This is a genomic window from Ruegeria sp. BJ6 (assembly GCF_056537885.1).
In genome coordinates this window covers 291,644-314,861 of the sequence record NZ_JBQFSG010000003.1, presented here as the reverse complement: position 1 = coordinate 314,861, position 23,218 = coordinate 291,644, and the positions used below count along the sequence as shown (strand labels likewise).

The following is a 23,218-nucleotide window of genomic DNA, read 5'->3' as shown; positions in this document are numbered from 1 at the left end:
AAGAGCAGTTGGGCACCGACGAAGTAAGAGACTAGGGTAAGAACGCGCTGCGTGATTCACGGCTTCCAAAATGGAGTGGTGATATGAGCGACCTTTACTGGCTGACCGACAAGCAGATGGCCAAGCTTTCCCCTTTCTTCTCGAAGCCGCACGGCAAGCCACGGGTCGATGACAAGAGAGTGCTGAGCGGGATTATCTTCATCAATCGCAACGGGTTGCGGAAGCGAAGTTAGATCAAACGAAACATTCTGCGGGAGTATGACAAGGGGGTGTTGGGTCAGTTTATGACGCAAAGGTCAAATTCGTCTGACGCCCAACAATTACTCTGGAACGTCACTGATTTATGACTCAATCGAGGTCCAAAACCTCAAAAAAATCATTGAACCACGTCATTCAATTCTGACCCAAACGTCAAGCATTTCTGACCCAGAACGAAAAGCGGTCCTTCATCGAAGCCGCAGTTGTGGTCTAAATTGAGCCCAAACTTCCCGGATGCTGTACCTCGAATGAAAAGCGGCAAAGCTCCAAAACAATCATTAAGTCTGGTGATGGGACACAAGGCGGGCATGGGCCGTGTGTTGACATGATGCAGTGTTGCATGCCGAAAACCGCCCTTCGCGGACGGTCGTGCAGTTGCCAAGGCGTCCGGACGGGGCCTGCATTCGACTGCGAGTTTTAGCAACAACGACACGATCTATGTAGTTACCTGATCACGTGAACAGCACAATGTGCGTGCCGGACAATACGGGCTGCAGTTGATCCGAGCAGATAGTCCTGCAGTCCGGGTTGATGACTTGCAATCACGATACAATCGATATTGTGCGAAGCCGCATAATCGAGAATGCCGCGCCCTGCGTGACCTTCGACGATCTCAATCTGAGCGTTCGTCGCACCATTCGTTAATGGCGTTAATTTCTCTGAAGCGACGGCTTTGACACGTTCCAAATGATCCTCGGGAAGCAAGTCGTTCGTATATTGAGGCAGATGCTCAATGACATGCAAAAACGTGATGTGACCAGCGCCGGAGTTAAGCGCACGCGCAACTTCAACAGAGCGCGCCGTGTCGCGGTCTCCATCCAGCGAGATCGGAACGAGGATATTCTGATACATTTGATTTCAAGCTCCTGAAGAATTAAAAATCAACGGCTTAAAGGTAAAGTAATCGCACCTTCAGGCCGTTGAAGTTTGGCCCGCAGCATTGTCGAGAAGAGGGCTGACGGACCGGGGAGTGTCTTCCTACGCGGCCGCGAACAGGTCCTTGTATTGGTCACGCAGGATGTTCTTTTGAACCTTGCCCATGGTATTACGAGGCAGTTCATCCAGCACGATCAACTGGCGAGGATGTTTGAATCGCGCAAGGCTGTTGCACACCGCGATCTTCATCTCTTCAAGGTTCGGGGTCTCACCTGGTTCGGCGACGATCACACCCAACACTGTTTCGCCAAAATCGGGATGCGGCACACCCACCACGGCGCTTTCCAGCACACCGGGCTGTTCATCCAGCAAAAGCTCGATTTCCTTGGGATAGATATTATAGCCACCCGAGATGATCAGGTCCTTGTTGCGGCCAACGATATGGACATAACCATCCTCGTCGATCCGGCCCAGATCACCGGTGATAAAGAACCCGTTCTCACGCAGTTCGGCGGCTGTTTTTTCAGGCATTTGCCAGTATCCCTTGAATACATTGGGGCCGCGCACCTCGATCTCTCCGATCTCGCCTTGCGGAAGGGCATTACCATCAGAGTCGCAGATTTTCAGTTCGACACCCGGAAGCGGTAATCCAACGGTGCCTGCACGACGGTCGCCGTCATAGGGATTTGAAGTATTCATGTTGGTCTCGGTCATGCCGTAGCGTTCCAGGATGCGATGACCGGTGCGCTCTTCGAATTGCACATGGGTCTCCGCCAGCAGCGGTGCGGAACCGGAAACGAACACGCGCATATGTTTGGCCAGTTCCTTTGTGAACCGATCATCATCCAACAAGCGGGTATAGAAGGTCGGTACGCCCATCATCGTCGTGGCCTGGGGCATCCGCCCGATGATCTCGTCCAGATCGAATTTAGGTATGAATACGATGCTGCTGCCCGCAGCCAGTGTGACATTGGTTGCCACAAATAGTCCGTGAGTGTGAAAGATCGGCAGCGCGTGCAGCAGCACGTCGTCGGATGTGAAACGCCATTCCGTGACCAGCGTTTGTGCATTCGACAACAGGTTGTTCTGGGTCAGCATCGCGCCTTTCGACCGGCCCGTCGTGCCCGAGGTATAGAGAAACGCCGCCAGATCATCACCTTCCCGGTCAACTGTCTCAAAGCTGACAGGCATGGCTGCGGCCTGATCCATCAGACTTCCACTACCATCAGCGTTCAGGATTTCGACTTGCGCCCCCAGTTGGGCACCGACAGGTGTAAGTTTCTCCTCACTTCTGGTGTCGCAGACGATCAGAGAGGCACCGCTATTTTCAATGAAATAGGTCAATTCATCGACGGTATAGGCTGTGTTAAGGGGCAGGAACACCAGACCTGCCTGCGCGCAGGCCGCATAGAGCGCCAGCGCTTCGGGCGATTTCTCGATCTGCGCCGCAACCCGGTCGCCGGGTTTCAGACCCAACTGAGTAGCCACATGAGCGATCTGTGCCGCAGTACTCAGGAAGTCCTGATGCGTGATCACCGAACTGTCGAGCAGATGCAAAAAAGGTGTGTCTTTACCGGCATGAGCGCCGAACAAACCGTCATAGAGAGGATTGGCCATTAGGGTTACCTTTCCTGTGTCGTGGTGAGAGAGGCCGACGCAGCAAGCGACTTAGCCTCGGGCGAGGCGATAACCTCACGGGAATTGGCGAATTGCTCGTGGTTCTGTGCAACGCGGCTGAGGTCATAGAGGTAGTTAACCATCGTGCCGCCGGACTGCGCTCGGCCCTTGTCCGAGATATCGGCATCGGCATGAACTGCTTGGACCAGCGCGCCATTACCCAGATGGAACCGCGCTACAGGATCGAACGGTAGATCGCCCCGGCCTTTGGCATTCAACAGGTAATGCGCCGCCAGCGCCTTCATCTGATCTGGTTCTTCGATGACCCACTCGATACCTTCCTGAGACAGCCACTTGGTCAGTCCCGGAATCGGCGACAGGGTGACAAAGGTCTTCAGCCCTGTCAGTTCCACCGCCAGATCCGAGGCCACCTGCTTGATCAGCGAATTGCCAAACGAGATGCTGGCGAGTCCGGCCTGACAGTTCGAGATCGAGTAGAACACCGCCGTATCGGCCTGATCTTCGGGGAGAGGATCGCGGTCTTCGGCCAGCAGTGCCTGAACCGAGCCGGGTATCCCGCTATTCAGCGCCACCTCGACAAAGATCAGAGGCTCGTCGGGCATCGAGGGGTGGAAGAAGGCAAAGCAACGCCGGTCAGTAGGCTCCAGCCTGCGGCGCAGGTCGTTCCAGCTGTCGATGGCATGGACGGCTTCATAGGCGATGATCTTTTCCAGAATATGCGCCGGGCTCTCCCAGTTGATTGGGCGCAGGACCAGAAAGCCCCGGTTGAACCAACTGGCGAACAAATGCCGGAAATCCAGATCCAGCGCCTGCAATTCGGGCTCCTTGCCGCCTAACCGCAGCAAATCAGCACGCATTTTCACCAGGGTCCCGGTCGCACCGGGGACTCGGTTTAGGCGGCGGATCAACTCCTGCCGCGCCGGTTCAACGGCGGCGGCGAAGCTGCGATAGCTGGCCTTGGACGGGTTGCGTTCGTATTCGTCCAAAGATGAGCGGACTGTCTCAGGGTCGATATTCATCGCCGTGGCGAGATAACGAAAAAACTCCAGTTTTTCGACGTCGCTAAGCGTTTCGAAGCGACCGAGAATCTCTTCGGCCAATGCCAGCCCTGAGGTTTCCCCGGCAGACCCAACCAACGCGTTGGCCAGTTCAGTCAGCGGACGACCATCGAGGGCCGCTGCGCTGTCGCGGCGATAACGCCGCTCGAACACGGTTGAGAGAAGATCGGCAAACAGGGTCATACAGCTGCTCCCATCACCAGATCAGGAAGCCATGTCGCCAGACCCGGGAACAGGCACAGCAGGACAATCGCGATCACCATGCAGGCCACAAAGGGCAGCGAGCCGGTCAGGATGGTTTTCAGCGAGATGTCCGGCGCGATGCCGTTGATCACGTAGAGGTTCAGACCAACCGGGGGTGAGATCAGACCAATCTCCATGTTGATGGTCAGAACGACCGCGAACCAGATCGGGTCAAAACCGGCGGTGGTGATGATCGGCAGCAGGATCGGCGCGGCCATCAGGATCACCGCGACGGGTGGCAGGAAGAACCCGGCGATCAGCAGGAAAACGTTGACCGCACCCATCAGTACCCAGCGGTTCACGTCCAGCGTGCCGATCCATTCGGCAATCGCTTGCGTGATGAACAGCGAACTGAGCATGTACGAGAAAACACCGGCGGCTGCGATGATGAAGAGAATCATCACGCTCTCCTTGGTGCTGTCGCGCAGCACAACCCAGATGTCCTTGGGGTTCCACAGCTTGTAGATAATCATCGCGATCAGCAGACACAGCAGTGCACCAACGGCAGCCGTTTCCGATGGCGTCGCGATGCCGCCATACATGGCGTAGAGCACGCCTAGAATGATGCCGAGGAAAGGCAGAACACGCGGCAGAATCTCGAACCACTCACCCCAGGTGTAGCTGCCGGACCCCAGACGGGTGGCGTCGCCGGATTTCCATGTCGAATACAGCGACCAGGCCATGAACAGGCCCACCAGCATCAGGCCCGGGATCACACCAGCCAGGAACAGACGGCCAATCGAGGTCTCGGTGGCGATACCATAGACGATCATGGTGACCGAGGGCGGGATCAGGATGCCCAACGTGCCGCCTGCGGCAATCGACCCGGCAGCAACACCATCGGGGTAACCACGCTTGCGCATCTCGGGGATGCCCATTTTACCGATGGCAGCACAGGTTGCGGGTGAGGAGCCCGACATGGCCGCAAACAGGGCGCAGGCGCCAAGGTTTGATACGACCAGACCGCCAGGAACACGGGTCAGCCAGCGCTCCAATGCTTCGTACAGATCAGCCCCGGCTCGCGTCGATGCAATCGAAGCTCCCATGATAATGAACATCGGGATCGAAAGAAGGGCGAAGTTATCCAGCTTGCCGAACAGAATCTCCGGCATCAGTTCAAGCGAGCGTGGGCCGTCGAAGACGATCAAGAAACCAGCCGAAACGATCAGCAATCCGATGGCGACCGATACGCCCGAGAACAGAACAAGGATGGTGGCGATGGCGACAATAGCGCCGAGCAGAAGGGGATCCATCGGCTTTACTCCAGTCCGAAGGGTTTATCTATGCCAAGCAGGACGGCGACGAGGTCGGCGATCAGCTGCAACAGCAGCAGTCCAAAGCCGACCGGGATGCACAGATAGGGAATCCACAGGCGAACACCCCAAACGGTGTCGGATTTCCAGCCACGCTCCCACGCGAAGTGCCAATACTCGTAGCCGTAGAACAGCATGACCGAGATGATGGCGATGGACAGGACCGAGGTCAGGATCGCCATGAAAAACCGCGCCCGCGGGGCAAGTGAGATTGGGATCAGGTCTACATTCACATGTCCTCGCAGGCGTTGCACATAAGGCAATCCAACCAGCGTAGCGGCGATGACCAGATAGATGACTGCTTCGGTTTGCCAGATGGTCGAGCCGTTCAGGACAAAGCGCACAACGATCATCTGGCATGTGATGGCGACGGCGGCGACGATCATGCCTGCGGAACACCATCCGGCCAGAGTTGAAAGCGCAGCGACAAAGCGAAGAAAGGGATTGTTCCCGGTATGGGAAGCAACGGCAGAGCTATGGCCAGCCATTTGCGCCTCCTGTGATTGAGATGCAATTAAGTCTGAAGATCAGAACTGAGATCAGGTGCCGGGCGGCATCAGGGCCGCCCGGCCAAAAAGGATCATTCGACCGCCAGAGCCTTGTCCAGCAGGTCCTGCCCGTCAGAAACCTCTTCCACGAACGCTTTGTAGGATGTTTCCATTGCAAGCGCGCGCCAGGCTTCGAAATCCTCTGGTGTCATTTCGGCGATTTCGACGCCAGCCTCTTCAAACACCTTGGCGGAGTTGACATCCTGTTTCTTGGCTTCTTCAAGATAATAAGCCTGTGCCTTCTCAGACGCGGCCAACAGTGCGGCCTGCTGATCTTCGTTAAGCCCTTCAAAGGTGGATTTGTTCATCAGCAACGGCTGATACATAAACCAAAGCGCTACATCTCCAGCGGGGGTATAGCAGCTGACCTGCTCGTAGATACGATAGCTGACAAAGGACGAGGACGAGGTATTGGCGGCCTGCAGAACGCCGGTCTGCATGGCGTTGTAGATTTCCGATGACGCCATCGAGGCGATCGAGGCATCGGCGCCGGCCAGCATCTGTTCGAATGACTTGCCTGCCGCTCGAGTCTGTAGACCGGCCACGTCTTCTGGCTTGGTGATGCACTTGTCTTTTCCTGCAAAGCCGCCAGCCAGATAGCCGTGGACCAGAACCATCACGTCATCATCGGCCATCTTGGCCTCAAGCGCTTCCATGAAGGGCGAGTCGGCCAGACGTGCTGCGTGATCGTGATTTTTCACCAGACCGGGCATCAGGGTCAGATTGTAAGCAGGTTGCTGACCACCGGCATAGGACAGTGGCAGAACCGTCATATCTAGCTGCCCACGGCTAAGCGGCTTTTACTGCTCGCGCGGTTTGAATAACGATTTTGAGCCGAAAATCTTGATTTCCAGATCGACATCCGCCGCAGCAACCTCATCCGCAACGATCTGTGCGACCTGATGCCGAATGTCCTTGTTCGACCACTGATGAGACAGGCGTAGCTCCTCTGCGGATCCCAATGTACCCGCAGATGCAAGCGCCACAGCAGCAACGGCTGTTTTGAACATGGCTTTCATTTTCTCCTCCCTTTTCCAAACCCGGGCTTGCCGGGGATGAGCAGAAGCATAGGGTGGTTATGTTTTTTAAGTCAACATTTTTGTATACAAGATTTGGAATCTTGAGTTCTCACCCATTCGTGAGTAAAACAGAAACCCATGGACCAAAGACTTGCCGACACCATTGCTCAGGATTTGGAAGAGCTGATCTTTGACGGGACATTTTCGGACGGTGACCGTCTGGATGAAGTCAAATTGGCCGAGCAATTCGGCGTTTCCAGAACGCCACTTCGAGAAGCATTTCAGAGGCTTGCCCTGTCGGGGCTGGTAGACCTCATTCCGCGCAGGGGAGCTTTTGTCCGGCAGCCCGGTCCGGTGGAGCTGATGGAAATGTTCGAGGTCATGGCCGAGCTCGAAGCTGTTTGCGGTCGACTTGCCGCTATGCGTATCTCAGATGGAGCATTGAAAGACCTAACTGACGCCAACGCGAGATGTCAGGAGGCTGTCGATGCCGGGGACCCGGACACATACTACCTGGAAAACGAGCGGTTTCATCGAATCATATATAACCAGTCCGGCAATTCGTTTTTGGAACAAGAAGCGTCCAAGCTGCACAGACGGCTCAAACCATTCCGGCGGCAACAGCTTCGGTTTCGGGGCCGCATGGCACAGTCGATGTCCGAGCATGAAGACATTGTACGTGCTCTCGACAATGGAAATCCCGAGGAAACAGCAAGTGCATTGCGCTCACATGTCGCTGTGCAGGGGGAAAAGTTCCACAACCTGATGGCGTCACTGAAGAACGCACCCGAGTAGCACTGCGGGCAGCGGATTATCAGACATCCCTAAAGGGGCCGAACGGCGCAAAAGAGCCGCCGCACAAGGTATCTGCGCGGCGGCCGGTTTTGCTTATTCGACGATTTCGCTGTAGCCGCCGCGGACTTGTACCATCACGGATACATCACCAGAGTCGCGGTTGCGCCAGAACCAGCCGTGCTCACCGTCAAAGGCGGCTTCGATGGTGCCTTCGGCACCGGTCGATCCGCGCCCCTTTTCATAGGTGATCGACTGACCGCCACCGTGACCATGCAGGTCGAAGTTCACTCGACCGCCGGTCACGACCATGCGATATTCTGCCGTCGCGCCTTCTTCCATAACCAGCTTCCACTCAGCCGACTCTCCAGGCGTGAGAGTAAAGCTGGTTTCATCCTGCCAAACTTCGGCCTCTTGCGCATGAGCTGTACCGACAAAAAGGCTAAGGACATCGTTCAGCAAGCTCGACTGATCCTGACTTTCAATTTCCCTGTCGGCTTCGGCCTCGTCTGCAAGCTGCGTTTTGATTTCACCCATCTCTTGCAGCCCCAGCACACGGCCCATGCCTGTCGGGTCGATCCCGTATTCGGCCGGTAGAACCACAGTGACAAGGATCACAGCAGCGGATGCCCCCGCAATGACTGTCGATCGGATAAGCTGTGCCGAGCTTGGCAGTTCCTCAAGACTAGGTCTTTGTGTATTGAACATGACTGAATTCCTTTACGCGGCAATAAAATAGCCGGTGATTTGATAGCCCATCAGGATGAACCCGAGGGTCATCATGATGACGTTTACGCTGTAAGCTTGCTGGAAGAAGTATGGGCTTTTCCGCCAGAACCCCATGACGATGAGGATGATCGCAAGGGCCGAAAGTTGGCCTAGTTCCACACCCACATTGAACGCCAACAGGTTGGCGAGCAGCCCCTCTGGAGCGATATCGTAGTCGAGGATTTTGGTTGCCAGGCCCATGCCGTGGAACAGGCCGAATATCAGCGTTGCAGCTTTGGTATTTGGCTGGAATCCCAACCAGCGCTGGAACGCGCCGAGATTGTCGAGCGCCTTGTAGACGACCGAAAGGCCGATAATGGCGTCGACGATATAGGCGTTAACGCCCCAGCCGAACCACACTCCCAACAGCATTGTCGTCGAGTGACCGACCGCAAAGAGGCTGACATAGATGCCGACGTCCTTGGCCCGGTAGAGAAAGAAAACGACGCCGAGCAGGAACAGAATGTGGTCGTAACCTGTGACCATATGCTTGGCCCCAAGATACATGAACGGGATGATGTTCACGCCCCAGATTTCCTGGATATAGCCTGCGTCGCCTTCGGTGACATTATGAGCCAGCACCTGAGATGTGCTCAGTGCCAGGTTGGTAGTGATAAGGGCCAGAAGGAGCGTCGCGCGCCTGTCCAGACCCCGAAAGGTAAGATTCATGGATGATCTCCGTTGATATGTGATGTCGAAAACCCCAATCGGGGCGACGTCACACGCGCGGAGGTCGTTCTATACCGTTGTTCCTGAAGGGGCCGCTTGGCACCCTGTCGAACCCCCAGTCATCCGGGAGCGACGCCAGTAAAAGCGCATCGCCCAATTCCGGTATAACCATTTGGCTGTGGTCATGATCGGCACCGTCATGACTGTGCCCATGCATCGCCCACAACAAATCTTCTTCAAAGCCGTGGGTATGCCCGTGCTCGGCAATAATCTGCAAATGTTCCTGCACTGTATCGATTACTGTTGGAGCATGGCCCGAGTTTGGCTGAAGCGACCAAACGATCAAAGACAGACAGAGCAAAGCGGTCATCGCATTTTGCGTATATCTCTGAACTGCTCTCACGCTCACAGGTGCCTCTGCGGTCTTGTTATATCCCCCCTAGGGGTTATCTGGCTTATAAGATAAAACCACAAATTCACGCAAGCCATCCCGCACTCATAGCCCGGCTTAAACCCGCCGGGGGCCGCATCGAAAGAATACCTTCTGTCACGATACTCTCAAAAGACAAGAGATACCTTCAGACCACCAGGTTCTTCCTCTTCTAGCTTCAAGACCGCGTTGTGGTGATCTGCAATTACTTTTGCGAGTGCCAACCCCAGACCACTTCCTTGCCTCGAGCGGGATCCATCCAATGTAAACAACGGCTGAAGAACCTTCGCTCGGTCCTTTGCCGGAATGCCAGGCCCGGTGTCTGAAATGGTTAAACTCTTGTCATCTGTCCGGATTGAAATTTCAGCGCTATCGTCTGCATACTTTATTGAGTTCTCAATCAAGTTTGACCCTAGCTGCAGCAAAAGCTGACGATCCCCGACAATAACTTTGGAATTCCCTAAGTTCAGTTGCAATGATTGCCCAGCCTCATCCACGCTGTCGGCATAGAGGTCGTAGAGCTGCTGTGCCAATTCGTCCAAGTTTATGGGTTCCATATGAGAACGGTCCGTACCAGCCGACAAACGCGATATGCGCAGGATTGCATCAAACGTGCGCAACACTTTGTCCGCTCTGGCAAGCGTCAACTCCTGCTCCGGCCCATCCTCGATGCTCTCCAATGCAAGATGTAGCTCGCTCAGCGGCGTCCGTAGCTCGTGCGCCACGTTACGGGAAAAATCCCTCATCTGTTGGACGGAGGCTTCCAATCGCGCCGCGGCGATATCGAACCCATGCATCAGATCGTCCATATCATCGCGCGAGGATTTCTGTTCAATCCGGTAGTCAAGATTCCCACTTGCGATCTGTTCGAATGCGTTTTGCACCTTGTTGATGCGTCGCTGTTGAACCAGTCCAAGAATAGCTCCAACTATCAGAGTCGCGATCACGGTCACGATTGCGATCGGCCACATAATTTTGGGTAGCAATTCCAGCGTGTCTTCGACTTCATGAATAGGTGTGAAGACCGCCAGCCGACCTTCACGAGCGTTTTCGACCAAAACTCTCCAAAGTTTGGGATCATCTTCCCATTCATGGTGGTCGTCGTGATCTTCGACATCATCCAGTTCGGCCGCAATAGAACCCATCTTGGAAAAGAGCTCTGACCTGGTCAGGTTCTGAAACCCCAGTGTCTCAAAAACACTGCTTTTGATTGGTCCAAAATTCTCGCCTGCATTGGAGATAAATCCGACTGATATGCCGATATGTGCCGGGTTCAGATCCCCGTGCAGTGCGTTGGATGTTGGCGTGGCGAACTCGAACCTTTGAGCGCTCAAGGTCAAATCGTCATCAATCGCATCATAGGCCTGACGCGTCAGCTCGAACCGCAAAATGCTGCCTGCGACAAGCATGATTGCGAGAAATACCGCCGCAAGAAGCAGGGAATTCCGCAATGCGCTCATGCGAAGAAAGTTTCTAAGCGCCGAAAACATATCCCGCCCCGCGAACCGTTTTCAGCAAGGAAGTTTTGAACGGTTTGTCTATCTTATTGCGCAGCCTGCTTACATTTGTATTCACAACATTTGTTTCAGGATCGAAGTTTATATCCCAAACTTTTTCGAGAAGCATAGAGCGAGTCATAACCCGACCTTTGTTGCGCATGAAAACCTCTAGCAAACGGATTTCCTTGGCGTGAAGCTCGATCAGTTGTCCATCTCGGCGACAGGATCGGGCAAGTAAATCCAGTTCAAGGCCCTCATATTTCAAAGTCGTCTCTTCGCCTGACGATACCGAAGGGGCCCGGCGGCCAAGCGCAGCTATCCGAGCAGACAACTCACTAATGGCAAAGGGTTTGGCAAGATAGTCGTCGGCACCGGCTTCCAATCCTTCGACACGATCTGACACTTCATTTAGGGCAGTCAGTATCAATACAGGCGTTGTGTTTTTGGCGGCGCGCAAGGCCTTGAGAACCGACAATCCATCAAGTTCAGGCACCATCCGATCGAGGATAAGCACGTCATAGCTACGGGTGGTTGCTGCAAAAAGAGCATCAGGTCCGTTACCGAAGCAATCCACGGTATGCCCTGCGTCGCCTAAACCCTTCTCGACCCATTGAGTGATCTCCGAATTGTCTTCGAGTAGTAATATCTTCACCCTGATCACACCCGCGATAATTTCAGGAGGCAACATATATGCTGCCTCCTGGTAAGTTTAGGTCTTAATGATCATCTTCGTGGCCATCGTGCTCGGCCCCATGATCATCGCCATCGTCGTGGCCATCGTGATCAAGCTCTTCCAACATTGCGTGCAACGCTTCTGCTGACGCTGCCGTAATCGTATTGTTCGCAAGCACCTCGCCAGACACGCCGTCGATCTGCAGCATCGTATGAGTTGTGGTGCTCTCAAGTTCGGCAACGTAGATCGGGCTGTCGCCATAGTGGTCCACTTCGAGTGCCACCAAGTTGCCTTCTGCGACCCCTGTCGCGATCTCCATTGCTTTCGCGAAGGGAACTGATGGCGAAATCACCTTTTCTGATCCAACCGGCTCAGCGAATGCGAGCGTTGACAGTGCCAGAAGCGCCAGGCCAGATGCACCGGCTACAACCAGTTTGTTAACGTTCAAAGAGTTCATGATGTTTCCTTTCGTGTCAGCGAGGTTCATCCGCTCGCATGACAGGATTTAGGAACCCAAGGTTTCATGCGGATTCGTTAGAGAATACGTTTGTGTTATCTTCTAACTTACCGCTGATACTGACGTCCCAAGATAATGACGCGTACGAATTCTGTTGGCATGCGGGAAATAGACAGTTTGCTCAACGATAGCCACTTAGCCTCCCCACCTGAACTGGTCCACCGTTATGTTTAGGAAACAGATGACCACGAATAGCAAACAAGAGACCGAAGCCCGAAGAGATTGCCTCAAAGCTACGGCAGGTTGAAGTTCTAATGGGGCAAGGCATGTCCCGTCTCGATGCGATCAGACAGATCGGCGTTGTTGAACAAACCTATTACCGGTGGCGCAAGAAGTACGGCGGAATGGGTGTAGATCAGTTGAAAGAACTGAAGCGGCTTCAGAAAGAGAACGAGCGACCGAGGCGCGCTGTTTCTGATCTGACGTTGGATAAACTGATCCTGACGGAAGCTACAAAGGGAAACTACTGAGCCCCGCTCGTCGTCGTGCTTGTATTAACCATGTACGCAAGCAGCTGAACGTTTCTGAGAGACGCGCCTGTCGCGTTCTGGGACAACATCGATCCACTCAACGACGCCCCCCAAGAGGCCGCGCAGACGAAAACTGGCTGGTCGACGACATGATCGAGCTGACCCGTCAATACGGCCGATATGGCTATCGCAGGATCGCAGCGTTGCTGAGAGAGGCTGGATGGTCTGTTAGCGACGGACGAATTGAACGGCTCTGGCGACGAGAGGGGCTGAAAGTGCCAATGAAACAACCTAAGAAAGGGCGGCTCTGGCTGAACGATGGCTCATGCGTCCGGCTGCGACCCGAGCATCGCAACCACGTGTGGTCCTGTGACTTCGTCCATTGCCGAACCGATGATGGCAAAGCCTTCCGGACGCTGAACATCCTTGATGAGTACAGTCGGGAATGTTTGGCTATCAGGGTCGAGCGGAAGCTGAACTCGACCGATGTAATCGACGTCCTGACAGACCTGTTCATACTTCGTGGCGCACCCGGTTTCATACGTTCTGACAATGGGCCGGAATTTGTCGCCCAGGCTGTCCGAGGCTGGATCGGCGCCGTTGGCGCCAAGACGGCTTACATCGAACCTGGGAGCCCTTGGGAGAACGGATACTGTGAGAGCTTCAATGGCCGGTTCAGGGATGAACTTCTAAACGGCGAAATCTTCTACAGCCTGCGCGAGGCACAAATCCTGATCGAACAATGGAGGAAACACTACAACACTAAACGCCCCCACAGTGCTCTGGGCTATCGCCCGCCAGCGCCCGAAACCATCATCCCGGTGGATCACAGGCCGATGATGCACTAACAATCAACTTGGACCAGCCAGATGAGGCTGCTTACTCAGAGCCTAGACTGTTCCGTGGCATACCGCCGCTTGCAACTAGAGTTTGAAGTGATTGGACTCAAAATATCTTCTACTGCTTAAAGAGGACGTTTCGGGTGTTCAGCCAAAAGAAGATCAAGCATCCGGCTTGCGTCGGGAGGCGTTAGATCAAATTCCGTACTTACCTGTAGTACACACAGCTTGCTTTGCTGCCTCCGCCCTAAATGATGAGGTTGGATGGTTTGGTTGGGTTTGTTGCGGCTACTACCTTCGCTTAACAAACAATGAGAGTATCGTTGGCGATCAACCGATAAAACCTAGCGTCGGTTCAACCCGTATCACTCTCAACGAGCGTGCTCTGTTCGAGTTTCAAGTCTAAATTTGTCACCCCTTTTGGCACTCGAAGTAACCCGAAATAGGCTGAAATGTCAGGGATTCTGGCATTGTCATCAATAGTGACACGTTCAGAGAATCGCGAATTCTCTGTCTAAGTTGTTTTTTAGGTATTTTTTCAAGGGTTTAAGTGGTGGAAGGAGGAGCAACCATATATTTCCTGTAACTATATGTTATATATAAATAAAATGATATGTATGTCAACTACATACCACTAAATATACCACACTGAGCATTGGAACTGGCGCTTCAAAGCGTCAAGTTCGATCATGGCGGAACGACCGGTAAAACATAAGAATAGCAGACACTCATACAAGTGCAGCGAACGTCTTCTTCGAGCCCAAACCTCGCAAATGTTGCGCGGTTTACGTGCGTCTGCTTCTAAAAGTTCGCCATGATTGATAGGATCAGCTCGCACTTTTTTGGAGTAACTGTGTGCGCAAACCCAAGGGTCGCCTGACCGAAGTATTTAACCTGCCAGACGATGATGCTGGGAATCCTCGCACTGTCCTGATGTTGGATCGGCTCACACATGTTCCAGAGGCAGGAGACGTATTGCGGGTTGCTGATCGAAACTTGTCGATTGCTCAGGTCGATGGTCGGCGGATAAGGAGTTGCCTGACAGGCTGGAAGATGGCAGGGCGGGGCAGTGTTGCTGTCTTGATCAACGAACCGGCGGATACTCTACAGCCGTTAGCACAGCGTCCAGATCGTCTTTTTGTTACTTGGGCCCCTAAAGACGAATTGCCTTGGCATTTCCAAACTAACGATCTGCCCACATTTACGCGCCTCAATGAAGATTGGAACGCGCATCCAAACGATGTGGACCTCAAGATTGAACGGAACGGTCAAACGCTGTTGGCCAACATGCGACCAAACCCATACGCATATCGTCAATACGAGAATATCCCCGAAATTACAGTCTGCTTCAAAGGCTGCGAGCGGTATCGTGTGACATCGGTAAATGACCATGGTTGGTATGGGGGCCAATGCCGTTTCAGTGGGCTTGCACCGTCATGGGGCGAGTTCTACGAAATTTCAGGCGACACCCGAGACGAGATGGACCCAACACCTTGGATCACGATGGAAGGGCTTGGAACGCGGCATTTTCATTTCTACCTGCGAGACGAAGCCCTTGAGGTCAAAGCGCAAGATTGGTCGTTGGAAACTAAAAGCTGACTTTTAATTTCGTTTCTCGATAGTCGGCAAAGTCCGCGTCTCGTTAGTCTGACCTGGCTGCAGCGAAAGGGCGGTTTGAATCTCGCCGATTTCTGCGAGCGCGAATGGCCGCAAAGGGGAGGTTCGCCGCGCTGCCGAAACTCTCGCGCTGCGGGAGCGAGGGATCTCTGCATCAGCAATAGCAGCATGAGCGAAAGGCGGGTTTGTCCGCGATCAGTGAATTCGTTCGCCCGCTGATTTTGCGTATTCACCGAATAGTGGGTTTGATGAGCGGGGCCGCAGCATTTTGAAGGCGGTCTGCGCGGTTGAACTGGAAGTAGGGCGCGACTTTGCAAAGGGCGCTACCTGCGCAGAGCGGACGTCCTTGAAGCTATGGCTGTCTTCCGTAAATGCTGGAAAGCGATCCCTAAGAGATTGCTTCAGATCGGTGGCTGCGCCGCTCCAGCGGCGCCGACCGTCCATGAGCGACAGGGTGGCCAGCGCGACAGGGTTTTCCAATTTGGATGTACACTGCAGGCCATCAATCAGTGTCGCAGTAGGTGATGTCGAACAGCAAAATTTCGGAACATTGATTTGGAAAAGACTGCCCAGGATATTTGCGTTAGGCCTCGGATGGGGCTTGGCGTTTCTTTTCCGGCAAGAACTCGTCCACTACGACATATGCGATAATCACAAAGATCGCCGCGCTTGCAACTTGTAACACGCGCGTAATGCTTTTTACGTCTGCCTCGTCGGAAAAGGGTGCAACGGACCCGCCATAAACGATCAATGCTGTTGTAATGGCAGATCCGGCGGCGGCGGCGAGCGGTACCTGCGATTTTCCGAGCGCACCGAGCGTGAGGCAAAAGAAAAAGCATAGCAGGACGGGCGTCAAAAAAACGGGGGCTATTACGTTTACTTCATAGCAAATGATAGACACCGCGGCGCCAAGTAGGTTGGCGGTCAACATCGATTTGGCGACGGTTTTCCCCATGGCAGGCATCGCCGCTAGTTGCTGACTTAGAAGAGCCACAAAAAACAGAACCAAAAGCGCCGATGCGCCAGACACGAAGAACGCCATGGCAAACGGAACTGTAACAAGTGACATTCTGATAATCCGGCGATACGGATCGAAGTCGGGCGAAGCTGCTGTTTTTTTCTCGGCAGGCGTTTGGGGTTCAACAGGTATCAGGACAAACATCAACGTCGATACGAAACCTGCAAACAGCAGGTTCATCGGAATCCAAAACACAAGTACCAAAGCCAGATCTTGAGACTGCAGTACAAGGTTCGGGATCATCAAAGCGCCCATTAGTGCTATGACACCCGGCAAAACTCCGGCGCCAGAGACCGACCAAGTGAACGACAGGATGATCCCGAGCGCCACCAGAATGAGAAACACAACAGGATATGGCGCGAACACCGATGACAGCAGGAACGAAATAAACATCAGTCCAATCGAGAAGACGAAAAGTTTACCAAATGCCGCCAAAGGAAGCGCTGCGGGCGCTTGAAGGAAAAGCGCGGTGAACACTGCGCCTACAACCGCAAGTGGCCAACCAAAAAACAAACCCAACGAAAACACACCCGTCACGCCCAGCGTCAAACGCGCGACGGAGCGCTTGTCTTCAGTACGCATAGGAAAAGATCGAAACCAAGCGGATGTAGGCGCGACCGACCGTGTTTAGCAAGGAACTGTCGCTGAGATACATGATAACGTCCGCTTGTCCGTTCAACTGAAAGCGAAGATCATCCTCGGCATTGCCAGCCTCGTAACCGGGCAGAATTATCCGTACCGGGAACCGTTCGGGTTCGCGCAAAAAACCTTTGGTACTGGGTACGCTTGCCAATTGGCCGGGTTCGTCCCCGCCACTCAGCGAAACCGCGGCGCTGAAACTCTCGATTACACCGGGAATAATCTGACCGGGATGCATATCCAGCACCACATCAACAGGAGAACCAACCGACGCCCTGCCGAGGTTATTTTCGGTGAAATAGGCCTCAATCCAGATGTCTGTCGCATCCAGAAACGTCAAAAGATCTTGGCCAGATCTTGCATACGTCCCGGGGGCGATCAGAAGGTTGGATACGACACCTGTTGCCGGAGCGCGTAGTTCTGTCCACTCCAGATTAAGTTCGGCATCCGCCAAAGCCGCCAGAGCTCGCTGGATTTTCGGGTTTTCGATTCCGTCATCGCCAAGCCTTTGCTTGGCTTTTTCCAAGTCCGCTTGGGCGTTCTCGAAATTGGCTTCGGACTCTGCCAATTGCCCGCGTGCATCATCGGCCTTTGAGACGGCGATCAAGCCTTTCTTTTCCAACGCAAAGACACGTTCGGTCTGTATGCGCATCGTGTCGAGATCGCTCTGAGCCCTGGCCAGTTTGGCTTGGGCCGCGCTGACCTCAGCCGAAGATGCGCCTACCTCTTGGGTGGCTGCTTCCAGATCGGCTTCGGCCTTGTCGCGATCAATTTCATAGGGTCTGGGATCGATCCGAACCAGAACATCACCAGCCGAGACGACCTGGCCATTTTGGACAAGTACCTCAGTTACAGTACCAGTGACCTGCGGAACGATTTGGGTGGCAATGGCCTTTACTCTGGCATTGCCGGTAAATGGGGTTTTTCGGTCCGCGACAAGGTACCAGACCAGAAAGAAAAGTATGATGGCCAGCGTCGTCCAAATTGTCTTTCTCATGTAGCTGCTCCATCAGCAGCGTCTTTCGACTCGGCGGGGGCATCGATCCAGACCTTGAACAGTTCGTAGAAGACAGCGAACAGAACGGGCCCCATGAAAATACCGATCAAACCATAGGCCATCATGCCGCCGAGGACCCCGATTAGGATTACAAGCATTGGCGTCTCAAGGCCCTTCGAGATGAAGACGGGACGCAGGAAGCTGTCCATGATCGTCACCGGGACAGCCAGTATGGTGAAGACCAAGGCAGCACCACCTGACATTGAACTCCATGCGTAGATAATCACCGGTAATAGAACCAAGCCGGGGCCAATCTGGATGATCGATAGTATCAGGCAAATGAATGCCAGCGTCGCAGCCGAGTTAATGCCGAACAATACCAACAGTAGCCAAACAACAACAGCTTGTATGGCGGCGACGCCGATCACGCCTTTGGTGACGTTGCGGATCGTTGCGCCTGCCAATGTTACGAACTCACCGCCACGTGGGGCGAAGACACGATTGGCAAATCGTTGAAGGCCTTGCACAAGGTTCGGTCCGGGGCTGAACAGGGCGCCCATAATCAAAACGGAAAGCGCAAGGCCCAATAGTCCTATTCCAATGCCCAATACCTTTCCAAACAGAGACTTGGTAATCTCCAGTATTTGTGCCCCATATTTTGCAAGCGCACCGTCCAGGTTTCGTTCAAACATTCCCCAGACGTCAGCGATTTTTTCCCCGACTAGCGGCAGCTCTTTGATGCCGTCAGGGGCTGGCGGGATTTTCAATTCGCCTCTATCGGCCTGTTCGGCAAACTCAGAACCCAATTCAGCGGCACCAGAAACGGCTGTTGCGACGGGCCCTAATGTCAACACAAGGCCCAAGAGAACCAGTATTGTCGCTGCAAGCTTTTTCCGCCCCCCCAGCTTAGACTGCAGCCAATCAAAAACCGGATAAAGTGCCACACAAAGGATCGTCGCCCAGATCACCACACTTGCGAGCGGCGCGACCATTACCAATGCGCTGTAGAGGAATAGTCCGAGAAACAACAAACGAATTGCGAGATCGACAATCTTCGCGTCCTGAGTCTTTTCCATACCATCCCTCCACTGTTTTCTGAATGTTACACTCAAAAAATAAGATGTGTGATTTTTTTGGAAAGGATCGCGTAGTATGTTGTAATTTATAGGTATTTAGAATGATGATTTGAACCATTGATCAGGGCGTTGCTTTCGAAAACGCCTTCTTTTGGTTCAATTGGGTATCGTCTATTTTTTCGACTTTTTGTCATCTTGAGATAGAATTGTATCAGCCACTGTAGTCGCTGCTGTCACGAAGATGCCAAGCCCCACAATGATGTATACCATTGTAAAAACTTTCCCTGCAGCGGTTTCAGGAGAGAAGTCACCAAACCCGACTGTCGAAATTGTCACAACAGAGAAGTACACGGAGTCGAGCCAACTCCACCCTTCGACGAAGTGATAAAACACCGACGCCCATAAGATCATGCCAGTTGTGAAAGCAAGAAGACCCTTCACTCTGCCATCCTTAAAGGCGACACTGATCCCTTTTGTTATCCTGGTGAGCGAGTTCATGGCTTGACCATAGCACCTAATGAACAATTACATAGTATTATCTGAATTTATTTGAAATCACTTGGCCTGCATCTTGCCCTTTACTTGCGCATACAGCTGGGAAAATGAGCTGTTCCACACCGAGATCATATCCCGCGCATTTGAGAAGGCGGCTTTGGAATTACTTTAACGCGAGGGCAGTCGTGTCGAGCATTCAGGCCACTCGATGCACCCCAATCAAACAACTTCGCCCATTCCATTTACGGATGTGGTTCTTGTCGCGGCAAACCAGTCATTCTTTTGCCGGAGGCAAGTGGGCGCGTGCTATATGGAGGCAAAGCGAGCAGAAAAGCAAAATCATTAGTGGCTTAATCGCCATGTGCTATGAAGCTCTACTTTTCTGCCCAGTTAAGTATCTGAACTTGCTAATCGCAGCGCTGCACATTTTGCACGAATACTTGGTCTAAACAAAGAATTGCAGCGGCTTTGATTTTAGGTCGATGCATACCGACCGGGCCTCCTTCCGCCAACTGCAGGATTGCCTCGCCAGTTTTGCTCAGATACGCTCAGCGCGGCAAACAGCGTTTCTGGAGCATGTGACTAGGAAGCTGAGTTCATGTGATCGCCGCGTGTAGGGCCAATCGAACCAAATTCCCGGCAAGGCTCGATGCCGTTTGCCACATTGGCATGTGGCAAGTCGGCCTTTGAGATACTCCAACGCCTAGGTCAGCAAACGGCTGAAACATCAAATTTCTAGAGATTCACGGAAAGTCATCTTTGTCCGCCCTGCGGCCGTCGGCACCGCGACCGACCATGCATGTGCAGCGAACGGCGGCTTTGATGGGCTGCCATGCAGCACCGTGGTTTATGGCTGGAAGTCCGCTAAGGGCCGGGAGTTGTCGGTGACCTTTCAGCGGTCAATGGCAGCTTTGTCCGCAACTCAGACCTTGAGCCCTTTTCAAGTCTTCTTCTTACACCGCTAAGCCGATCTCCGGCGACAAAGGCGCGGATCAGCGACAATCAACGGCCACTTTCGCCAAGCAGCGGCCAAACCAATTTCATTGATCCTGACTCCCTGTTGGGAAAACCAGGGCTGACTTCCAAATCAGACGCCGAAGACGCCTGTTCCTGCTGGTCTGCCACGCGGCGAATGCGGATTGGGGGGCGAGGCAGCGCCTTAGCAGTCTGTTCCAATGAACTTTTTGCGCCCGTACCGTGCTTCCATCTTGTCGATTGAAAGATGGAGATTAGCCACTTCCAAAGTGGTCAGATAGAAAACTTGTCGCAAATTCTACTCAAATAGCAAGGCACCGCTCAGATCAAAGTGCTTAGGGAACATTGCACGCAGAAATCGAAAAACAATTCTCGTTGCCTCGTTGCGGTCGAAGGAATCCGGATGGAGTAGATAATCGGTCCACATGCCTTCAAGCATTGCAAGTGTGCCGTGCGTAGCGTCCCGTGCAACCTGATTGGGGTGTTCAAGTCCAGCTTCCTTCGCAATTCGAGCGAAAGCGTTGAAAACTAGAGTCCGAAGTTTAACATCGCGGGTATCTGAAAACGCGGCTATTGCAGCTCTGTTTCGGGCCTCACCGCGAAATGCGTACCAAATTGAAACATTTTTCTTGTTGAGGATCGCTTCACTCAAGTCTCCCCTAACAATCATCTCAATATGTTCTTGACCCGTTTGTCCGGTCTTTTCCAGCAAAGCATAGATACCATTGTAGTATAGCTCGGACGAGTAGCGGGCGGCTTCGTCAACCAAGTTATCCTTGCCACCAAAATGAAGGTGAATCATGCCACGGGAAAGCTCGGCGCGGTGAATGATTTCGCTGACTGAGGTCTCTGAAATCCCTTTCTCTGCGACTGAGTCGAGTACTGCCTCGATCAGGGAAAGGCGATTTCGTTCGCGAATTTCTTGTCGTCTTCCAGTCATTTGATCAGGCGGTTCTGTTTGTTTTCAGTCTCTTGCGGTGCCTTCTAGTGGCTGGTTCGAAATTGGCCAACCCCGGCTGTGAAAATATCAGTTGACACAAGTAGTCCAAAAATTCCAGATTTAAATGGACGATTGTCCATTTTGTGATCGACATTGTTGCGCCACCGAAAGCAAAGTTCAGCAGGGAAGCATGACCGGAGTACTACGAAGTGAAACGGGCAAGGGCCTGGCACTGAGCGCGCCTGCGACGCTCTATGTCGGCCTGCTTGTGGCTGTACCTCTATGCATTCTTGTCGCCTACAGCTTTTGGACCCAGACATATGTCGAGGTTGACCGGACACTGACCTGGGCGAATTACCAAGAGGCGTTCACCGATCCATTGGTGCGACACCTGATGATCCGTTCCGTTGCGATTGCGGGAGCGGTGACACTAGCGACAGTCTGTCTGGCCTACCCTATCGCCTACTTCATTGCGTTCAGGACGCAGAAGAAAACCTTATGGTTATTGCTAATCACCATACCCTTCTGGAGCAGCTACCTGCTGCGGGTGTTCAGTTGGAAGCTGATCCTAGGCTTTAACGGAGTGTTGAACTCGGCTTTGATTTCGCTGGGGCTGATACAGGAACCGCTAACATTCCTTCTTTATAACGAGTTCGCCGTAGTTCTAACGCTGGCCCATGCCTGGGCGCCGTTTGCAATCCTACCGATCTATGTGTCGCTGCAAAAGATCGACCGAAGCCTGTTGGAGGCGGCAACCGACCTTGGGTGCAGCAAGTTGGAGAGATTTGTCCGCGTGACGTTGCCCCTGACAGTGCCGGGGATCATTGCAGCCTGTCTGATCATTTTCATCCCTACGGTGGGAGACTACGTCACCCCAGCTCTGGTCGGCGGATCGCAGGGTAAAATGGTGGCGAACTTGATCCAGGTGCAGTTCGGCGCCGCCAATAACTGGCCGTTAGGTGCAACCCTGTCTCTGCTCGCCATGCTATCGGTTGGCTGCGTTGCAATCCTGTTCGTGGTCATTGTCACCGCTTTGGGACGGAGGATCAGATGACCAACGCCATCCGGATCCCATGGTTGCTTGTCTACGCAGTCAGCTATCTGGTGTTTCTATACCTGCCAGTACTGCTTTTGCCGCTGTTTTCGTTCAATGACGGAACCATCGTGGCCTTCCCGCTAAAGGGCTTCACGTTGAAGTGGTACGCGCAGTTGGGGCAGCAGGACACGTTGTTGCAGGCGATGGTGAATTCGCTGATCGTCGGCAGCGTGACTGCCCTGATGGCAACGTCTCTGGGCCTGTTTGCTGCACGCGCCTATGTCCGCTACCGCTTCAAGGGACGTGAGGTGTCGGAAGGCCTGGTCATGCTTCCGCTGGTCATCCCAGGCATCATCGTTGCCAGTTCGATGCTGGTTCTGTTCATCAGCATCGGTCTGAAACCATCGTTAACCACCGTGATCCTCGGGCATGTGTTCGTGGCACTGCCCTTTTCCGTGTCGATTATGAAGTCTGCATTTGACGATTTCGACCAGTCCTTGGAGGAGGCCGCGTTCGACCTTGGTGAAAGCGTCGTGGGGACGTTTCGGCGTGTCACTCTGCCCATTGTTGCGCCCGGCATAGTCGCCAGTCTTCTGGTCACATTTACCGTGTCGTTTGATGAGTTCGTGCTGGCCTTCTTCCTGTCTGGCAACAGTCCGACACTGCCGGTCTATATCTGGAGTCAGATCCGCTTCCCGGCAAAATTGCCAAACACGTTGGCGCTGGGGTCGCTGCTTTTGCTGTCCTCGGTCCTGCTGTTGTTGATCGCCGAATATTTCCGCCGCCGTTCCATCCAATCGTCAGATTGAAGCCAA

21 protein-coding genes and 2 pseudogenes are annotated in these 23,218 nt (G+C 53.5%); 6 read left to right on the top strand and 17 right to left on the bottom strand.

Going from position 1 to position 23,218, the window contains the following annotated elements:
• Positions 1-83: 83 nt before the first annotated feature.
• Positions 84-221, top strand: a pseudogene (locus ACR0D6_RS10510) (IS5/IS1182 family transposase); the annotation flags it as partial.
• A gap of 481 nt (positions 222-702) precedes the next feature.
• Here ACR0D6_RS10510 and ACR0D6_RS10505 read toward each other — a convergent pair.
• From ACR0D6_RS10505 to dctP, 6 genes and pseudogenes are all read right to left on the bottom strand, one after another.
• Entirely contained in the window at positions 703-1,110 is a 408-nt protein-coding gene (locus ACR0D6_RS10505) for a universal stress protein (RefSeq protein ID WP_480765449.1), read from the bottom strand.
• Positions 1,111-1,236: 126 nt separating this feature from the next.
• Positions 1,237-2,751, bottom strand: a complete 1,515-nt coding sequence (locus tag ACR0D6_RS10500; protein WP_480765448.1) for a malonate--CoA ligase — start codon at positions 2,749-2,751, stop codon at positions 1,237-1,239.
• A 5-nt stretch (positions 2,752-2,756) separates the two neighbouring features.
• Positions 2,757-4,013, bottom strand: coding sequence for a malonyl-CoA decarboxylase (locus tag ACR0D6_RS10495; RefSeq protein WP_480765447.1), 1,257 nt, complete (start codon positions 4,011-4,013; stop codon positions 2,757-2,759).
• A complete protein-coding gene (locus ACR0D6_RS10490) occupies positions 4,010-5,326 on the bottom strand; it encodes a TRAP transporter large permease (protein ID WP_480765446.1) in 1,317 nt (438 codons plus the stop codon). The genes ACR0D6_RS10495 and ACR0D6_RS10490 overlap by 4 nt, the downstream gene beginning before the upstream one ends.
• Positions 5,327-5,331: 5 nt before the next feature.
• Positions 5,332-5,874, bottom strand: coding sequence for a TRAP transporter small permease (locus ACR0D6_RS10485; RefSeq protein ID WP_480765445.1), 543 nt, complete (start codon positions 5,872-5,874; stop codon positions 5,332-5,334).
• 92 nt (positions 5,875-5,966) lie between these two features.
• Positions 5,967-6,953: pseudogene (gene dctP, locus ACR0D6_RS10480) on the bottom strand (TRAP transporter substrate-binding protein DctP).
• A 138-nt stretch (positions 6,954-7,091) separates the two neighbouring features.
• On the opposite strand from dctP, the gene ACR0D6_RS10475 reads away from it, so the two are divergent.
• Positions 7,092-7,748, top strand: a complete 657-nt coding sequence (locus ACR0D6_RS10475) for a GntR family transcriptional regulator (RefSeq protein ID WP_480450610.1) — start codon at positions 7,092-7,094, stop codon at positions 7,746-7,748.
• Positions 7,749-7,841: 93 nt separating this feature from the next.
• Here the strand turns inward: ACR0D6_RS10475 and ACR0D6_RS10470 are convergent, their stop codons facing one another.
• The 6 genes from ACR0D6_RS10470 to ACR0D6_RS10445 all read right to left on the bottom strand — a co-directional run bounded on the left by ACR0D6_RS10470 (position 7,842) and on the right by ACR0D6_RS10445 (position 12,241).
• A complete protein-coding gene (locus ACR0D6_RS10470; protein WP_480765444.1) occupies positions 7,842-8,453 on the bottom strand; it encodes a transmembrane anchor protein in 612 nt (203 codons plus the stop codon).
• A 12-nt stretch (positions 8,454-8,465) separates the two neighbouring features.
• The gene (locus ACR0D6_RS10465) at positions 8,466-9,182 is read right to left on the bottom strand and encodes a HupE/UreJ family protein (protein ID WP_480765443.1); all 717 of its coding nucleotides are present in this window, start codon (positions 9,180-9,182) and stop codon (positions 8,466-8,468) included.
• Between the two features lie 49 nt (positions 9,183-9,231).
• A complete protein-coding gene (locus ACR0D6_RS10460; RefSeq protein ID WP_480765442.1) occupies positions 9,232-9,552 on the bottom strand; it encodes a hypothetical protein in 321 nt (106 codons plus the stop codon).
• Between the two features lie 188 nt (positions 9,553-9,740).
• Positions 9,741-11,102, bottom strand: coding sequence for a sensor histidine kinase (locus ACR0D6_RS10455; protein ID WP_480765441.1), 1,362 nt, complete (start codon positions 11,100-11,102; stop codon positions 9,741-9,743).
• On the bottom strand, positions 11,086-11,763 hold the full coding sequence (locus tag ACR0D6_RS10450) for a response regulator transcription factor (protein WP_170657308.1): 678 nt from the start codon (positions 11,761-11,763) through the stop codon (positions 11,086-11,088). The genes ACR0D6_RS10455 and ACR0D6_RS10450 overlap by 17 nt, the downstream gene beginning before the upstream one ends.
• Before the next feature lie 64 nt (positions 11,764-11,827).
• A complete protein-coding gene (locus ACR0D6_RS10445; protein ID WP_170657233.1) occupies positions 11,828-12,241 on the bottom strand; it encodes a hypothetical protein in 414 nt (137 codons plus the stop codon).
• A gap of 251 nt (positions 12,242-12,492) precedes the next feature.
• On the opposite strand from ACR0D6_RS10445, the gene ACR0D6_RS10440 reads away from it, so the two are divergent.
• Positions 12,493-13,619 (top strand): IS3 family transposase gene (locus ACR0D6_RS10440; RefSeq protein WP_480765475.1). Its coding sequence is split into 2 segments (ribosomal slippage): positions 12,493-12,754 and positions 12,754-13,619, totalling 1,128 coding nucleotides; the frame shifts between segments, so codons are not numbered across the junction.
• An 846-nt stretch (positions 13,620-14,465) separates the two neighbouring features.
• Entirely contained in the window at positions 14,466-15,209 is a 744-nt protein-coding gene (locus tag ACR0D6_RS10435) for a hypothetical protein (RefSeq protein WP_480765440.1), read from the top strand.
• Positions 15,210-15,810: 601 nt separating this feature from the next.
• On the opposite strand, the gene ACR0D6_RS10430 is transcribed toward ACR0D6_RS10435, so the two are convergent.
• The 5 genes from ACR0D6_RS10430 to ACR0D6_RS10410 form a co-directional block, all read right to left on the bottom strand.
• Positions 15,811-16,794: a hypothetical protein gene (locus ACR0D6_RS10430; RefSeq protein ID WP_480765439.1), complete on the bottom strand. Its 984-nt coding sequence runs from the start codon at positions 16,792-16,794 to the stop codon at positions 15,811-15,813.
• A 22-nt stretch (positions 16,795-16,816) separates the two neighbouring features.
• Positions 16,817-17,881: an HlyD family secretion protein gene (locus ACR0D6_RS10425; protein ID WP_480765438.1), complete on the bottom strand. Its 1,065-nt coding sequence runs from the start codon at positions 17,879-17,881 to the stop codon at positions 16,817-16,819.
• The gene (locus tag ACR0D6_RS10420) at positions 17,878-18,957 is read right to left on the bottom strand and encodes an AI-2E family transporter (RefSeq protein WP_480765437.1); all 1,080 of its coding nucleotides are present in this window, start codon (positions 18,955-18,957) and stop codon (positions 17,878-17,880) included. Before ACR0D6_RS10420 ends, ACR0D6_RS10425 begins: the two co-directional genes overlap by 4 nt.
• A 171-nt stretch (positions 18,958-19,128) precedes the next feature.
• The gene (locus ACR0D6_RS10415) at positions 19,129-19,455 is read right to left on the bottom strand and encodes a potassium channel family protein (protein ID WP_480731771.1); all 327 of its coding nucleotides are present in this window, start codon (positions 19,453-19,455) and stop codon (positions 19,129-19,131) included.
• Between the two features lie 1,270 nt (positions 19,456-20,725).
• Complete coding sequence (locus ACR0D6_RS10410) at positions 20,726-21,367, bottom strand: TetR family transcriptional regulator C-terminal domain-containing protein (protein ID WP_170653941.1); 642 nt, start codon at positions 21,365-21,367, stop codon at positions 20,726-20,728.
• A gap of 190 nt (positions 21,368-21,557) precedes the next feature.
• Between ACR0D6_RS10410 and ACR0D6_RS10405 the strand changes: the two genes are divergently transcribed.
• Together ACR0D6_RS10405 and ACR0D6_RS10400 are read left to right on the top strand one after the other, a co-directional pair.
• Complete coding sequence (locus tag ACR0D6_RS10405) at positions 21,558-22,421, top strand: ABC transporter permease (RefSeq protein WP_170653940.1); 864 nt, start codon at positions 21,558-21,560, stop codon at positions 22,419-22,421.
• On the top strand, positions 22,418-23,212 hold the full coding sequence (locus tag ACR0D6_RS10400) for an ABC transporter permease (RefSeq protein ID WP_480765436.1): 795 nt from the start codon (positions 22,418-22,420) through the stop codon (positions 23,210-23,212). The genes ACR0D6_RS10405 and ACR0D6_RS10400 overlap by 4 nt, the downstream gene beginning before the upstream one ends.
• The last annotated feature ends 6 nt before the right edge of the window (positions 23,213-23,218 follow it).

Bases quoted from the DNA above. Each gene is read 5' to 3' on its own strand.
- ACR0D6_RS10505 (WP_480765449.1), bottom strand. From the start codon at position 1,110: ATGTATCAGAATATCCTCGTTCCGATCTCGCTGGATGGAGACCGCGAC.
- ACR0D6_RS10500 (WP_480765448.1), bottom strand. From the start codon at position 2,751: ATGGCCAATCCTCTCTATGACGGTTTGTTCGGCGCTCATGCCGGTAAA.
- ACR0D6_RS10495 (WP_480765447.1), bottom strand. From the start codon at position 4,013: ATGACCCTGTTTGCCGATCTTCTCTCAACCGTGTTCGAGCGGCGTTAT.
- ACR0D6_RS10490 (WP_480765446.1), bottom strand. From the start codon at position 5,326: ATGGATCCCCTTCTGCTCGGCGCTATTGTCGCCATCGCCACCATCCTT.
- ACR0D6_RS10485 (WP_480765445.1), bottom strand. From the start codon at position 5,874: ATGGCTGGCCATAGCTCTGCCGTTGCTTCCCATACCGGGAACAATCCC.
- ACR0D6_RS10475 (WP_480450610.1), top strand. From the start codon at position 7,092: ATGGACCAAAGACTTGCCGACACCATTGCTCAGGATTTGGAAGAGCTG.
- ACR0D6_RS10470 (WP_480765444.1), bottom strand. From the start codon at position 8,453: ATGTTCAATACACAAAGACCTAGTCTTGAGGAACTGCCAAGCTCGGCA.
- ACR0D6_RS10465 (WP_480765443.1), bottom strand. From the start codon at position 9,182: ATGAATCTTACCTTTCGGGGTCTGGACAGGCGCGCGACGCTCCTTCTG.
- ACR0D6_RS10460 (WP_480765442.1), bottom strand. From the start codon at position 9,552: ATGACCGCTTTGCTCTGTCTGTCTTTGATCGTTTGGTCGCTTCAGCCA.
- ACR0D6_RS10455 (WP_480765441.1), bottom strand. From the start codon at position 11,102: ATGTTTTCGGCGCTTAGAAACTTTCTTCGCATGAGCGCATTGCGGAAT.
- ACR0D6_RS10445 (WP_170657233.1), bottom strand. From the start codon at position 12,241: ATGAACTCTTTGAACGTTAACAAACTGGTTGTAGCCGGTGCATCTGGC.
- ACR0D6_RS10425 (WP_480765438.1), bottom strand. From the start codon at position 17,881: ATGAGAAAGACAATTTGGACGACGCTGGCCATCATACTTTTCTTTCTG.
- ACR0D6_RS10420 (WP_480765437.1), bottom strand. From the start codon at position 18,957: ATGGAAAAGACTCAGGACGCGAAGATTGTCGATCTCGCAATTCGTTTG.
- ACR0D6_RS10415 (WP_480731771.1), bottom strand. From the start codon at position 19,455: ATGAACTCGCTCACCAGGATAACAAAAGGGATCAGTGTCGCCTTTAAG.
- ACR0D6_RS10410 (WP_170653941.1), bottom strand. From the start codon at position 21,367: ATGACTGGAAGACGACAAGAAATTCGCGAACGAAATCGCCTTTCCCTG.
- ACR0D6_RS10405 (WP_170653940.1), top strand. From the start codon at position 21,558: ATGACCGGAGTACTACGAAGTGAAACGGGCAAGGGCCTGGCACTGAGC.
- ACR0D6_RS10400 (WP_480765436.1), top strand. From the start codon at position 22,418: ATGACCAACGCCATCCGGATCCCATGGTTGCTTGTCTACGCAGTCAGC.